Source organism: Capillibacterium thermochitinicola (assembly GCF_013664685.1).
GTDB classification, from domain to species: domain Bacteria; phylum Bacillota; class UBA4882; order UBA10575; family UBA10575; genus Capillibacterium; species Capillibacterium thermochitinicola.
Genome location: NZ_JAAKDE010000015.1, coordinates 102616 through 117301 on the forward strand (window position 1 = coordinate 102616; position 14686 = coordinate 117301).

Below are 14686 nucleotides of genomic sequence, written 5' to 3' on the forward strand. Positions count from 1 at the left end.
ACAAGCGCGATCCGTAAACAAGGTAATTTGCACAGGAGAACATGAGGTTAAGAATGAAAAAACGAACTTTTCGCCGGCCCCGTCCTGTGGCCGAATTGCGTAAGGATAAGGATAAAGAAGAAAAACAGTGTTCAGGAGTGCAAGGCGGGCAGGAGGAAGGACCACCCCTGGCCTCTGATTTGGCGGCGAATATCGCCTATTTAAAGGAACGGATCGGAGCCAGCAACGATGTGGTCTTCCGTGAGTTTGTCATTCCCCTGCCCCAACCGGCCCGGGCGGTCCTTGTCTTTGTGGATGGGCTGGTCAGCGGGCAAACGATTAATGAATATATTCTCCTGACGCTGACTGCTTTTGAGGGGACCGACGCCGACTGGGCACTGGACCGGCGGAACCTGGCCGAAAAAGTTAAAGAACATATTCTGAGCATCGGTGAAGTAAGCGTTCAGAACCAATGGGCACCGGTGATCACCGCGATTCTGTCCGGGGAGTCGGCTTTATTTTTAGAAGGCGAAGACCGGGTGCTGATCTGCAACACCCGGGGTTGGGAGCACCGGGGGATTGACGAACCGCCCACCGAAGCGGCGGTTCGGGGACCGCGGGTCGGGTTTAGTGAAGTCTTGCGTACCAATACCGCCCAAGTGCGGCGCTGGATCCGCGACCCGGATCTCAGGATCAAAGGAATAAAAGTGGGGAAACGTACCCAGACCGATGTGGCCATTGTTTTTCTGGAGTCGGTCGCCAACCCCGACCTGGTGGCCGAGGTTGAGAAGCGCCTGCAGCGGATCGACATCGACGGGGTGTTGGAGAGCGCCTATTTGCAGGAATACATTGAAGACCAGCCGTACAGCCTCTTTCCGACCTTGCAAGTGACGGAACGGGTGGACCGGGTGGTGGCGGCCTTGCTCGACGGAAAAGTGGCGGTTCTGGTCGACAATACCCCTTTTGCCCTCTTGATGCCGGTCACCTTCTGGCAGCTTTATTATTCGGCGGAAGATTACTATCACCGGTGGCCGCTGTCCATCCTGATCCGGATGATCCGTTTTCTCGCCTTTTTCTTCTCGCTGTATCTACCGGCCATCTTTATTGCGCTCGCGGTTCATAACCCGGAGCTTATCCCATTTAACCTGGCGATCAAAATTGCCGGAACGCGCGAAGGGATTCCATTTCCCGTTTTCCTGGAGACCTTGTTCATGGAACTGGCCATCGAGATTCTCCGGGAAGCCTCGATCCGGTTGCCCGGCCCCTTCGGCCAGACCATCGGGATCGTGGGCGGTTTTATCCTGGGTGATACGGCGGTCCGGGCCGGTTTAATCTCCCCGATCATGACGATTATTGTGGCTTTAACCGCGATCTGTTCTTTTACCGCGCCCAGCTTCGGGGTGGCGATTACCATGCGGATCTTACGGTTCCCGTTAATGCTGATTGGACAGGTCGGCGGGTTATACGGTCTATCGATTGCGACCATTCTGCTGTTAATCAATATGGCCGGGATCCGTTCCTTCGGCGTGCCCTTCCTTTCGCCGGTCGTGCCATTGAACCTTTCTGATCTAAAGGATTTCTTGTTCGTCGCTCCGCGCTGGGCGATGATTAAACGGCCGCTGATCAACGAACCCATTGATATCCGGCGGGAAGGTTCCAAAGCGAGAAACTGGCGCGAAGCGTTGCTTTACCCGCCGTCCCGTCGGCCCCGAGGAGGAAAACAGGAAGAATGAATGGGAAACAACGGTTGTTATCGGCTCGCCAAATCACCTTGTTGGTTTTGGGTTTCGGGATCGGGGGAGGGGTTTTAACCCTCCCCAGTTCGGCAGCGGCAGTCTTTGGGCCCTCCGGTTGGCTGCTGGTTTTCGTTCTGGGTTTGTTATACACCGGAAGTGGCTGGATTGCCGCCCGGTTGGCCGCCAAGTTTCCCGAGGAGACGATCATCGAATACAGCCCCCGCCTCCTTGGAAAATGGTTCGGCTTCCTGTTCAACGTGGTCTTTATTCTTCACTTATTTCTGGTTATTCCGGTGAACATCCGGATTCTCCAGGAACTGGTCAACATCTCGCTCCTCCCGGGGGCGCCCACTTGGTTCGTGAGCGGCTCCTATCTTTTGGTCATGATCTACGGCGCGACCCGCCCGGTTGACCAGATTGCACAAGTGAATGAGCTTCTAATCGAGATCGCTGTGCTTATCGGCTCTTTTGTCGCCCTTGCGGCTTTACAGCATTTTAAACTGCTGCATCTAATGCCGCTGTTCAGTTGGGACCAGCTCAAGCTGGACAAAATCGATCAGTTGGTCGGGATGACTTTCGCCTTTGGGAGTATTCCGGTAGTGAGCATGGTTGTTCCATATATCCAACGACCACAGCAGGTAACAAAGGCAACCGTGAAGGCGATTTTGATCATTACCGTGGTTTATACTTTTTTTACCATTTCGGTCCTCGGCGTTTTTGGGTATAAAGAAGCGATCGATCTTTCCTGGGTCGCGCTGGAACTGGCAAAATCCGTTAATATTCAGGCGGTTATCCTCCAAAGGTTGGATTTAATCCTGATTGTTTCATGGATCTCAGCCTTGTTTACCACCGGTTTTATCTCCAGTTTTCTGGTGGGGTCGGGTTTGGCCCAACTGCTCCGGGTCCGTAAAAGATCGGCTATTCTTTGGGGGCTGGTTCCGGTCATTTACTACCTGAGTACCCTCCTGAAAAATTACTTTGTCTGGAGCAAGGCCGGTTTTTATGTGGCCTTGTTGTCACTGGTGATTACTTTTTTCTGCTATCCTTTGCTTTACCTTTTGAGTTTATGGAAGGGGAAACGCCATGTCTAGAAGGCTGAAGGTTATGGCGAAAGGCAAGGAAGGGTGCTTGCTGGGCGTCCTCCTGGTCGTCATGCTGACGGCCTCCGGATGTTGGGGAGGGCGGGAATTGAACGCGCGGGCCTTTGTCACGGCGGTCGCTTTTGACCGGCCGACGGAGGAAGAGGCCGACCCAGGGGAGTTTCTCCTGAGCGTCCAAATTCCCGTCCCCGCGAAGATGGGCGCCGACAGTGGCGAACAAGGTGGCGGGGGCGGTGCGCCTTTTGTGGTGTACGGGACCACCGCCAAATTGGTGTCGGTGGGGATTCGTCAACTGCAAAGGCAATTGGACCGGGAACTTTTTTTCGGCCATACCCAACTGTTTTTAATCAATGCCGAAGTGGCGGCGACCATCGGGGTGGATCAGCTGTTGGACCATTTTAAGCGGGACTTTCGGGTGCAGCGGATGACCAGGATTGCGATTATCGACGGGGAAGCAAGGGAGATCTTGACTATGCAGCCGCCGATCAGCCAGACTCCCTCGGCCTATCTTGAGAATCTGCTTTCGCCGCAAAGCGGAGTTGCCATTAATTATATTTCCGACTTCGGCCGATTCCTGGTGGAACAGTCGGACGATGGCATCGAGCCGGTCTTGCCGCGGCTGCAGCCGGGTAAGGATGCGACGATGACCGGGGGAGCGGCCGTGCTAAAAAACGGGAAGTTTGTGGGCTGGTTGAGCAACTTCGAAACCCGCGGTTTAAATATCATCATAAACCAAAGGATCCGTTCCAGCTATGAAGTCGAATGTCCGCTCCATCCCGGGGAGACGATCGTGGTCGGCGTGGATGATTTTCGCTCCCGTTACCAGTTACGCGAGGATAATGGGCAAACCGTTTTCCAGATTAAAGTACGGGGGAAATTTGAGACCATTGAATTTTCTGATCTCCATGGACCCTTGGAAGAGCTTCAAGCCGCTTTGGAACGGAGTGTGAGCAGGGTGGTGCGGCGGGAGTTGGAACAGACCGTCCGGCGCGCCCAGGAGATGGGGGCGGATTTTTTGGGTGTTGGGCGTTATCTAAGAAGTTATAAGCCAAAATGGTGGCGGCAGGTAAAGGACAACTGGGAAAAGGAGTTTTTTGCTTTACCCATTGAAGTGGAGGTCGAGATGGAATGGGCAATGACAATCCGGAGGTTCGGGGGATGAGCCGGTTCCGGCGGCGGCGGTCTCTTTGGCAACCGCTAAGGTTATGGGCACAGGCTTTGCGGGTTCACTTTCTTTCCGCTTCTTTAATCCCGGTCTTGCTCGGGACGGTCGTTGCCCAAAGCGCGACCACGATCAACGGCTGGCGTTTTCTCCTGGTGCTGGTGGGAGTCTTCTGCTATCACGGCGGGGCTAATCTCATTAATGACTATTATGACGAGGAGACGGACCGGCTGAACCGGCAACCATCATTCTTCAATGGGGGAAGCGGGGTCTTGGTGAAGCGGCTCCTGCCGGCAAAGCAGGTAAAAAAAGCTGCTGTTTTGTGTTTTCTGGTCGGGACGGTTTGTGCTGCGGTGTTGGCTTTAACCGGCGGAGGCGTCGGCGTTGCCCTCTTTGCCTTGGCCGGATTGGGCTGTGGTTATTTTTATTCGGCACCCCCCTTTCGCCTGGCGGCGACCGGCTTCGGGGAGCTATGTGTCGGTTTGGCGTTTGGTCCCTTTTTGGTGGTCGGCACCGTTGCGGCTTTGACCGGGCGTTTTCTCCCCACCGCCCTTCTGGTCTCCCTTCCGGTGGGGATCTTGATTGCCGCGGTGATCCTCACCAACGAACTGCCCGACTGCGAGAGTGACCGCCAGACGGGAAAACACACTCTCGTTGTCCGCCTGGGCCGCGAACGGAGTATCCTTCTCCTGTCCCTCCTCCTGGCGCTTGCTTCTTGTTTGTTGCTCCTGATCTTCGTGGGATTGGGTGCTTCCCGGTACCGGGCTGGTTCGTTGCTGGCCTGGCCTTTGGTTTTTTGGCTGTGGTCCCAGCGGCGGGCGGGATTAAAACAATTGTCGCGGTTTGTGATGACCAGCGCCGGTGTGATCCTGCTCCATATGGTCAGCGGGTTGATGCTCATTATTACCTTTATGAGGAGGGGGAGCTGATTGCGGGGATTGGATCGCTTTGACCCCGGGACGGCGTTGTTTCCAGATGATGTTGACGGGATGATGACGCCACTTAAGAAAATCATTAAGGAGCTTTTCGCGACGCCGGGGAAGGGGTTGCGCGGGGAACTGCTCATGTTGTGTGCGGGAGGGCCACCGCTGGCCACCGGCTCCTCCACCCTTAATGCCTTGGTTTTAGGGGTTGAAGTTTTACATTTGGCGACTTTGGTCCATGATGACCTGCTGGACCAGGGCGAACAACGGCGGGGACGCCCCACGGTTTGGAAGAAATGGGGGGTAAAAACCGCCGTTTTAGTTGGTGACTATCTTTTTGCCGCCGCCTACCGTCTGCTGTCTAGCGCCTGCGGGCAGGAAGGGATGGAACGGGTCGATTTTTTACTCCGCGAGATGGTCGCCGGCGAACTGGCCGAGGAGATCGATAAGTTTAGAATAATCTCGATTGACCGTTATTTGGAACGCATTGAGCGGAAAACGGCCCGCTTTTTCCAGATCGTCTGTGAACTGGGGGGTGAATATGCCGCTTTACCCCGGGCCGTTCAAGTCGAGTTGGGGGCCTTCGGCCGGGAGCTGGGGATGGCTTACCAGCTCTTCGATGACTGGCAGGATTTAAGCGGCGGGGCCAAAGAAGACGGGAAACCCGTTTTCCAGGACCTGAAAAACGGCGTGCTCACCTTGCCATTACTAATAATCAGCGGACAACCGGGTTTTGCCGAGGTGCTGGCCGAGGTGCGGGCGGAGGGGAAGGTCCTACCGAAACACCGGCGGCTCATCCGGAAATGGTTGACGGCCGCGCAGGTCGAAGCAGAAGTGGAGCAGAGGATTGCCGGTTACCGTCGGCGGGCGGAAGAACGCCTTGCCGGTTTGGGCCTGCCCCAATGCGCCCTCCTGCGGGATTACGCCGACCGTTTTTTCGAAAGAAAAGGTAAGCAAAAAAGACTTTCCACTGTTCATTAAGGGAAAGTCTTTTTGAACCGGCGGCCGACAGCGCTTTCGGCCGTTGCGTGTTTTAAGCCGCTAGACGAAAAGCCGTTCTATGACGGTGCTTAGCGGGTGAACGGTCAGCGTAGCCCCAGTTTTTCCTGGAAACGCTGAAGCTGCGGGGCGGCGGCCGCGCGCGCCTTGGCGGCCCCTGCTTCCAGGATGCTTTCGATGGCCCCCGGGGCTGATAACTCCGCTACCTTCTGCTGGAGCGGCCGGAGGGTTTCCACCACCAGTTCGGCCAGATCCTTTTTGAACTGGCCGTAACCGCAGCCTTCGTATTGGGCGGTAATCTCTGCGATGCTCTTGCCGGAGCAGAGGGAGTAGATAACCATCAGGTTGGAGACGGCCGGTTTATTTTCCTCGTCGTACCGGATGGCCGCTTCCGAATCGGTGACCGCGGACATGATCTTCTTTTTGATGACATCCGGCGAATCGAGGAGGGCAATATAACTTTTGGGGTTGGGTGACGATTTGGACATTTTCTCCGCCGGGTCGGTGAGGCTCATAATCCGCCCCCCTTGGCTCCGCGGGGGGATGTACGGTTCGGGAACTTTAAAGACTTCTTCGCCAAAGCGGTTGTTAATGCGCAGCGCCAGGTCGCGGGTGAGCTCCAGGTGTTGTTTCTGGTCTTCGCCCACCGGGACCAGATCGGTGTTGTAAAGCAGAATATCGGCGGCCATCAGGACCGGATAGGTCATGAGCCCGGTCGTGACCACCTCATGTTTTTTTGCTTTGTCTTTAAACTGGGTCATCCGTCTTAGCTCCCCGATGTAGGTGTGGCATTCCAGCAGCCAGCTGAGTTCGCTGTGGGCGGGGACTTGCGACTGGACAAAGATGGTGGAGATCTCCGGATCGATCCCGGCGGCGACAAAAATCCGGGCCGTGTTTTTGATGTTTTCTTTTAACGCCACCGGATCCTGGGGAACGGTTAATGCATGAAGATCGACAACGCAAAAGAAACAATCGGCCTCGTGTTGCAGCGTGACGAAATTACGGATCGCCCCCAGGTAATTGCCGAGGGTTAACGAGCCGCTGGGTTGAACGCCGGAAAAGACGCGTTTCTTCATCGGGCAAACACTCCTTCGCTTGATTTTGTGAATTTTAAATTTGGACGGGTACCAATACCCAATAACACTTTTCAATGCTACCAAAGAAAAACCCCGTCCCGTTCTTGGGACGAGGTTACTCGCGGTGCCACCCAAGTTGACACGGTGGGCTTTGGCCCACCGGTCCCCTTTTGCACGGCCGGTTGCCGTTGCCCTGTTAACGGAGGGGTCCGCCGGAACCTACTTCCTCTTTTTCGGTACCGGACTCACGGATCCATTCGGCCTTCCGCCGGACCGGTTCGCACCCGCCACCGGTTCTCTTTGCCTTGAAGAAGGCTTACTCGTTCCGATCATCGCTGTAAAGGATATTGTAACCGTTTCCAATTATTATATGTGGACAGCTCCCGCTTGTCAAGGGATGGACATGGCACCGGAATTATGTGTCGGTTTGTGGCCGGACTCCGCCGAAATAAGGTGTTTTTTTGGCGGCCAGGGAAAAGGCTTGTGTTATAATGAAGATGGTAGGATTTGTGTTGGCGGAGGCGTTGACCATGACTGATTTTGTCCATCTGCATGTCCATTCCCAGTATTCGCTCCTGGACGGGGCTGCTTCTTTGGAACGTTTGGTTGAGGAGGCAGCCGCCACGGGTCAACGGGCGGTCGCCCTGACCGACCATGGGGTGATGTACGGGGTATTTAAATTTTATCAAGCCGCGAAAGCCGCCGGGGTCAAACCGGTGATCGGTTGCGAGGTTTATGTCGCCAAACGCAGCCGGCACGACCGGGAAGCGAAAGTTGATGACGACCCTTACCATCTGGTGCTCTTGGCGGAGAATGAAAAGGGGTACAAGAACCTGACCAAGCTGGTCTCCCTGGCCCATCTGGACGGTTTTTACTACCGGCCGCGGGTTGACCGGGAGCTTTTGGCGGAGTATGCCGACGGGCTGATTGCGCTTTCGGCCTGTTTCAGCGGGGAGATCCCCACCCATTTGCTGGCCGGTGACTATGCCGCCGCCGAAAAAGCCGCCGCCTGGTACCGGGAGGTTTTTGGCCCGCGGAATTTCTTTCTGGAATTGCAAAACCAGGGGTTGGAAGGACAAAGAAAACTAAACCGGGACCTGGCGAACCTGGCCCAAACGCTTGGCCTGGAGTTGGTGGCGACGAACGATCTGCACTACATCAAACGGGAAGACGCCATGGTCCATGATGTTTTACTCTGTATCCAAACCGGGAAGACCTTGACCGATCCAAACCGCTTGAAGTTTCCCACCAACGAATTCTACTTTAAAACCGGGGAGGAGATGGCCCGGGCTTTTCCCGAGTTTCCCCAGGCGTTGAAGAATACCGTGGTCATTGCCGAACGTTGCAATTTCCATTTTGAAGTGGGGAAATACCACTTGCCCGACTACCGGATCCCGTCCGGTTTTGCGGATAAAGACGCATATCTGGCCCACTTATGCCGGGAAAACCTCCCCCGCCGTTATCCGCGGGTAACCCCGGAAGTGGAGGAGCGGCTGGCCTATGAGTTGGAAGTGATTAAGAAAACGGGTTTTGCCGGCTACTTTCTGATCGTCGGCGATTTCGTCCGGTATGCCAAGGAGCAGGGTATCCCGGTCGGGCCGGGGCGGGGGTCGGGTGCGGGCAGTCTGGTCGGTTACCTCCTGGGCATCACCGAACTGGATCCCCTCGAACACCAGCTGCTTTTCGAGCGGTTTTTAAATCCGGAACGGGTCTCCATGCCCGATTTTGACATTGACTTCTGTTTCGAACGCCGGGGCGAGGTCATCGAGTATGTGAAGGAAAAATACGGCCGCGACCATGTAGCCCAGATCATCACCTTTGGGACGATGGCGGCCAAGGGGGCCGTCCGTGATGTGGGCCGGGTGTTGGGATTTCCCTATGGCGAGGTTGACAAAATCGCCAAACTGATCTCCCATACCGCGGGTTCAACGTTGGAAGAGATCGTGAAGAACACACCGCCCTTGGCGACTTTGGCCCGCGAGGATGAGCGGGTGGGAAGGCTCCTGGCGATCGCCAAAGCGGTGGAGGGTTTTCCCCGTCACGCCTCGATTCATGCGGCCGGGGTGGTGATTACGCCGAAACCATTGACCGATTACGTGCCCCTGGCGCGGGCCAGTGAGGGCGAAGCCACCACCCAGTTTCCCATGGAGGATCTGGAAGCGATTGGCCTCTTAAAAATGGATTTTCTGGGCCTGCGGACCTTGACGGTGCTCAGCGACACTATCGCTTTGGTCAAGGAGTCAACCGGTAAAGAGTATACCCTGGCCACCGTCCCGCAAGGGGATGAAGCAACTTACCGTCTCCTTTGTTCCGGCTTGACCCAGGGTATTTTCCAGTTGGAAAGCGGCGGGATGCGCCGGCTTTTAGTTCAATTGGCCCCGGAGCGGTTGGACGATCTTATTTCCCTGGTCGCCTTGTACCGGCCGGGCCCGCTGGGGAGCGGGATGGTGGAGGATTTCATCAAGGCCCGCCATGGTGAGAAGGAAGTAACTTATCTTCATCCACTCTTGACGGAGATCCTGGCTCCGACCTACGGAATCATTCTTTACCAGGAGCAAGTGATGCAGATCTGTCACCGTTTGGGCGGGTTTACCCTCGGGGAAGCGGATCTGGTCCGGCGGGCAATGGGTAAGAAGCAACCGGAACTCCTGGCGGCGATGCGCGAAAAATTTGTGCAGGGCGCAGACGCCCGCGGGATTCCCCGGGTGACGGCGGAGGAGATCTTTCACTTGATGGAGTTTTTTGCCGGTTACGGGTTTAACAAGTCCCACTCGGCGGCCTACGCCTTAATCGCCTACTGGACCGCATTTTTCAAAGCCAATTACCCCCAGGCTTTTATGGCGGCCCTTTTGACCAGTGTGATGGGGAATACGGACAAAGTCCGCGATTATATTGAGGAATGCCGTCGGCTGGGGATTCCAATTTATCCGCCCGACGTGAACCACAGTAAGGAACGGTTTACGGTGGAAGGGGACGGTATCCGGGTCGGGTTGCTGGCCGTTAAGAACTTGGGGAGCGCGGCCATCCAGGCGATCCTCCAAGAACAGGCCAAAGCCCCCTTCACTTCGCTCCACGACTTTTGCCGCCGGGTGGATCTGCGCACGGTCAACAAACGGGCGGTGGAGAGCCTGGTGCGGGTGGGGGCTTTCGCCTCGACCGGGCATACCCGCCGGGCGATGCTGGCCCAGTTGGAGGAGGCTTTCGAAATGGCCCACCGGTATGCGGCACAACAGGCGAGCGGGCAGTTATCCCTTTTTGAACCGGGTGCTGATTTAGCCGCCACCTCCGCACCGCCGCACCGGGTGCTGGAAGAGGAATATCCGCCAGCCGCCTTATTAAACATGGAAAAAGAATACCTCGGCGTCTATCTAAGCGGCCATCCCCTTGACCCTTGGCGGGAAAAATTGGCCCAAAACCGCATTCCCTCCTTGGCCGAGGTTTTGGAGGCGGGCGTGGAAACGGATGTGATTGTGGGCGGGGTGGTCAGCGGATGGCGCCGCTTGTCCACCAAAGCGGGGAAAACCATGGCCACTTTTACGCTGGAGGATCTTTCAGGCGCCATCGAAGTACTGGTTTTTCCGCAGCTTTACGAAAAAAATGCGCAGGAAGCCGCCAACGACCGGGTCGTGCTGGTCAAAGGGCGCATTGAAGGTGATGAGGAGGAGCGCAAGTTCCTGGCGCAGCAGATCCGTTGGTTGCCGGAGCGACCGGAAGGGTAGACGGAAGTAACAAGAGTATTGGTCAACCCAACTGACGCTGTATATTACGAACTACTAAAGGCAGCAACAGACCACGAAAAGACGCAGCTTAAACCGGAGCCGGGGCAGAGCGGAAAACGAAGAGACCGGGGAAACATGTCCCCCCGGTCTTTTTTGTGCTGACGAATGAAAAACAACCCTTGTCTTTTTTTGCTTTTTGTGTTTATCTTGTCTTCAACGTTCTGCAGAAGTCAGGGGCCAGAGCCACCTCGTCATCATAAACCACGATCGTCAAGGGCGCCCCCGCCAGCAGTTGGACGCTCACCTGTTCCCGGTCGACGGTGATCCGGAGTTTCCGCCCCCGGAAGGTGATTTTAAAGGAATAGCTGGTCCAAGGGCCCGGGAGATAGGGCGCCAGCGTCAGACGGTCGTTCCGGACGGCGAGGCCGGCGAAGCCTTCGACAATGGCCGTCCAGCTCCCTGCCATACTGGTCAGGTGGATGCCGTCGTCGGTATCCGCATTGTAATTATCCAGGTCCAAACGGGCGGTGCGGAGATAAAGCGCGTAGGCCTTATCTTTGTAACCGATCCGGCTGGCCACGATCGAGTGGACGCTGGGCGAGAGGGAAGATTCGTGGACGGTCCGGGGTTCGTAGAAGTCAAAGTTGCGGCGGACGGTTTCTCGGTCGAACTTCTCGGGGAAAAAGTACAGACCCTGGACTACATCGGCCTGTTTGATGAAGCACGAGCGTAAAATCCGGTCCCACGACCAGTGTTTATTCAAAGGCAGTTCGCTCGGGGGCAGATCGGCCACCACCTGCAGCTCTTTATCCATATAGAGGTCATTTTGTTCGAAGATGCCCAGCTCTTCAACGTAAGGATAATACATCTTTTCGGTGATGGTCCGCCACTGGTTGAGCTCTTCGGCGGTGAGCCCGGTTTTGTCGATGAAGGCGGCGTATTTTGCTTGGTTTTCAGTCTGGAGGAGGTTCAGGCTGTCGATTGTGTACGTCAGGGTCCAGGCCGCCATCAGGTTGGTGTACCAATTATTGTTGACGTTGTTTTCATATTCGTTCGGGCCGGTCACCCCCAGGATCATGTAACAGTCTTTCCGCGGATGATAGGTGACCCGGTCGGCCCAGAACCGGCTGATCTCGACCAGGATCTCCAGGCCGTAATCCAACAGGTAACTCTGGTCGCCGGTGTAGCGGGTGTAATTGTGGATGGCATAGGCGATGGCACCGTTTCTGTGGATCTCTTCAAAGGTGATCTCCCATTCATTATGGCATTCGGTGCCGTCGATGGTGACCATGGGGTAGAGCGCGCCTTTCAACCCCAATTTGGCCGCGTTTTCCTTGGCCTTGTCCAGTTGGCGGTAGCGGAAGAAAAGGAGATTTTTGGCGATTTCCGCGTTGGTATACAGATAAAAGGGGAAGCAGAAAGCTTCCGTATCCCAGTAGACCACCCCGCCGTATTTTTCCCCGCTGAAGCCCTTTGGGCCGATGTTCAGGCGGGGATCGGAACCGGCGTAGGTAGAGAGCAACTGGAAGATGCAATAACGGATCCCCTGTTGGGCGCGGATGTCCCCGGTAATAACCACATCGTATTCTTCCCACATGGCGTGCAGTTTGGCGCGGTGTTCTTCGTATAAAAGGTCGTAACCGTCGGCCAGGGCTTTCGCCAGCTTAGCCCGGCTGGTGGTTTCCAGGTCGGCTTTGGCAAAGTCGCGCGACGTACAGACCGCCACCAGTTTATGGAGTGTAAAGCGGGCTCCGGCCGTTACCGGTACCGAGTAACGGTAGCCGACCAGCTCCTCGGCGGAGCAGAGCTCCTTTTTGGCCGGCAGCGGTGTTTCCGGATGGCGGTTGTGCAGCGCGGTGGCCATGGCGGTGGCGACGCGAAACCCGGTCTTCTTTGTTTCCATCGTTAGCAGGGCGGTCTCCGCGGTGAGCTCCTGGTTGATTTTGGTCCAGAATTTTTCGCCGTAATTGGCGTCTTCGTTGGTTACATCCCCGTCCAGATAGGGCAGGAGGGTGATGACCCCGTTGAAATTGAGTGAATTGACCTCCACTGCGAGGCAGGCAATGTTTTTCCGGGTCATGCTTAAGAAACGGGTAAAGGTGAAGACAATCTCTTCCCCGCGCGGACCGGTCCAGACAAAGGACCGGGTCAAACGGCCGTTTTTCATATCCAGCTCCCGGCGAAAGTCCCGGAACTTGGAGGTGGCTAAATCAAGGGGGATGCCGTTAATCTCAATATCAATCCCGATCCAGTTGGTGGAGTTGATCACTTTGGCGAAATATTCGGGATAGCCGTTCTTCCACCATCCAACCTTTGTTTTGTCGGGATAATAAACACCGGCCAGGTAGATTCCAGGCAAACTGTCCCCCGTGTAACGTTCCTCAAAAAAACCCCGGAGCCCCATGTGTTCGTTTCCCAGTGTAAAGATACTTTCCGTAAAGCGGCTTTCTTCCGGGGCGAATCCTTCTTCGATGATTTTCCATTCGTCATCAATGAACCGGTGGGTCATACTTTTGCCTCCTTTGCTTGTGGTACTTGGCCAACCGTGGTTATAGGACGTTCTTTGTAATAATAAAAGACAGGTTTAGGGCAGGATACTGTTCCAGATTTGATTCAATTATAAATAAAGGGCTGGTGGGTGTCAATCAAACGTTTGCGTAATCAATAGATTACAATGGTTTCCGGGGCTTACGTTCAACGGTTGGCCGGTGGCGCGGCGCACAGCTTGCGGCTGGGTTTATTTTTCATCGGAAACAAGCAGGGATCAAGGGTGGAAAGCCGAAAAAAGTTTTAGTAATGCAAACGTTGCATAGAATGTTGACGAAAAGGATGGGATTGAAGTGGTTACGATTAAGGATGTTGCCCGGGTGGCGAAGGTATCGCCGTCAACCGTTTCCCGGGTGATTTCGGATCATAAAAGTATCAGTGAGTCCACCAAAGAACGGGTGCGCCTGGCTATGCAGGAGTTGGGGTACCATCCGAATTATATTGCCCGGAGTTTGATTAAGTGCTCCAGCCATGCTTTGGGCCTCATTCTTTCCCGCTCCACGGAGAGCGCCTTTTCCAATCCTTTTTTCTCCGAGATCCTGCGCGGAATCGGTAAAGTGGCGCAAAAACACCAGTATACTTTGGCTTTGGCCACGGCGGAGAACTATAAAGACGAGGCCAAACAAGGCTTGCAAATGGTGATGGAGCGACGGGTTGACGGCCTGATTCTTTTAGCCCCCCGGGTCAATGACGATTTGATCCGGGAACTTTCCCGGAATAACTACCCGTTTGTGGTGGTTGGCCGGGTGAATGGTATGCAACATCACTATGCGGTGAACAATGACAACATTCAGGCCGCCTATACCGCGGTCCGGCACCTTCTTAACCTGGGGCACCGCCGAATTGCTTTTTTAAACGGCCCGTCTGAATATACCTTTTGTCAGGACCGGTATCAGGGATACTGTATGGCCTTGCAGGAATTCGGGGTCGCTGTCGATCCGCGTTATGTCCGCAATCTGGAGAACCACCATGAGGACGATTACCGAATGGGGAAGGAGCTCTTAAAGCAAAAGCCGCGCCCGACCGCCTTTTTCCTCACGGATGATCTGATGGCGATCGGGGTCTATCGCGCGGTTAAAGAGGAGAACTTGCGTATTCCCCAGGATGTGGCGGTGGTTGGTTTCAATGACGACGCCTTTGCGAACCTGCTGGATCCGCCGTTGACCACGGTGCAAATTCCCATTTATGAGATGGGAAAAACTGCCGCCGAGATGATGATCGCCGTTTTGCATGGGAAGGAAGTGACCCCGCCCCAGAAAATCCTCTCTTCCGAACTGATCATCCGGGAATCCTGTGGGGCAAAAGCGCGTTAAGCTGTGGAGGGCGGGAACGGCCGGCCTCTGAGAAAATGAAGAAAAACCGCAGTTAGAACCAGATAAAAATAAATCAAAGAAAAATTACCGGAAACGGAAGGATTCTATGATTTGGCAAAGAATAAATTAAAC

9 protein-coding genes and 1 other annotated feature are annotated in these 14686 nt (G+C 55.2%); of the genes, 7 read left to right on the forward strand and 2 right to left on the reverse strand.

What is annotated here, in order from left to right; all coding sequences use genetic code 11:
- The first annotated feature begins 53 nt into the window (after positions 1–53).
- From G5B42_RS08185 to G5B42_RS08205, 5 genes are read left to right on the forward strand one after another with little or no spacing between them, the layout of a single operon-like run.
- A complete protein-coding gene (locus tag G5B42_RS08185; protein ID WP_181339978.1) occupies positions 54–1712 on the forward strand; it encodes a spore germination protein in 1659 nt (552 codons plus the stop codon).
- Positions 1709–2806, forward strand: coding sequence for a GerAB/ArcD/ProY family transporter (locus G5B42_RS08190; protein ID WP_181339979.1), 1098 nt, complete (start codon positions 1709–1711; stop codon positions 2804–2806). Before G5B42_RS08185 ends, G5B42_RS08190 begins: the two co-directional genes overlap by 4 nt.
- 13 nt (positions 2807–2819) lie before the next feature.
- Positions 2820–3977, forward strand: coding sequence for a Ger(x)C family spore germination protein (locus G5B42_RS08195; RefSeq protein WP_181339980.1), 1158 nt, complete (start codon positions 2820–2822; stop codon positions 3975–3977).
- Entirely contained in the window at positions 3944–4906 is a 963-nt protein-coding gene (locus tag G5B42_RS08200) for a prenyltransferase (protein ID WP_181339981.1), read from the forward strand. The genes G5B42_RS08195 and G5B42_RS08200 overlap by 34 nt, the downstream gene beginning before the upstream one ends.
- Positions 4907–5881: a polyprenyl synthetase family protein gene (locus tag G5B42_RS08205; protein ID WP_181339982.1), complete on the forward strand. Its 975-nt coding sequence runs from the start codon at positions 4907–4909 to the stop codon at positions 5879–5881. It abuts the gene before it with no gap.
- Positions 5882–5985: 104 nt separating this feature from the next.
- Here the strand turns inward: G5B42_RS08205 and trpS are convergent, their stop codons facing one another.
- Entirely contained in the window at positions 5986–6975 is a 990-nt protein-coding gene (gene trpS / locus G5B42_RS08210) for a tryptophan--tRNA ligase (protein WP_181339983.1), read from the reverse strand.
- A 102-nt stretch (positions 6976–7077) separates the two neighbouring features.
- Positions 7078–7317, reverse strand: a binding site (T-box leader).
- Positions 7318–7466: 149 nt separating this feature from the next.
- On the opposite strand from trpS, the gene G5B42_RS08215 reads away from it, so the two are divergent.
- Positions 7467–10694, forward strand: a complete 3228-nt coding sequence (locus tag G5B42_RS08215) for a DNA polymerase III subunit alpha (protein ID WP_181339984.1) — start codon at positions 7467–7469, stop codon at positions 10692–10694.
- 202 nt (positions 10695–10896) lie between these two features.
- Here the strand turns inward: G5B42_RS08215 and G5B42_RS08220 are convergent, their stop codons facing one another.
- On the reverse strand, positions 10897–13203 hold the full coding sequence (locus G5B42_RS08220) for a family 65 glycosyl hydrolase domain-containing protein (RefSeq protein WP_181339985.1): 2307 nt from the start codon (positions 13201–13203) through the stop codon (positions 10897–10899).
- Positions 13204–13534: 331 nt separating this feature from the next.
- Between G5B42_RS08220 and G5B42_RS08225 the strand changes: the two genes are divergently transcribed.
- The gene (locus G5B42_RS08225; protein WP_181339986.1) at positions 13535–14554 is read left to right on the forward strand and encodes a LacI family DNA-binding transcriptional regulator; all 1020 of its coding nucleotides are present in this window, start codon (positions 13535–13537) and stop codon (positions 14552–14554) included.
- Positions 14555–14686 lie beyond the last annotated feature (132 nt).

Coding starts and splice junctions, on each gene's coding strand:
- G5B42_RS08185 (WP_181339978.1), top strand. CDS start 54: ATGAAAAAACGAACTTTTCGCCGGCCCCGTCCTGTGGCCGAATTGCGT.
- G5B42_RS08190 (WP_181339979.1), top strand. CDS start 1,709: ATGAATGGGAAACAACGGTTGTTATCGGCTCGCCAAATCACCTTGTTG.
- G5B42_RS08195 (WP_181339980.1), top strand. CDS start 2,820: ATGGCGAAAGGCAAGGAAGGGTGCTTGCTGGGCGTCCTCCTGGTCGTC.
- G5B42_RS08200 (WP_181339981.1), top strand. CDS start 3,944: ATGGGCAATGACAATCCGGAGGTTCGGGGGATGAGCCGGTTCCGGCGG.
- trpS (WP_181339983.1), bottom strand. CDS start 6,975: ATGAAGAAACGCGTCTTTTCCGGCGTTCAACCCAGCGGCTCGTTAACC.
- G5B42_RS08215 (WP_181339984.1), top strand. CDS start 7,467: ATGAAGATGGTAGGATTTGTGTTGGCGGAGGCGTTGACCATGACTGAT.
- G5B42_RS08220 (WP_181339985.1), bottom strand. CDS start 13,203: ATGACCCACCGGTTCATTGATGACGAATGGAAAATCATCGAAGAAGGA.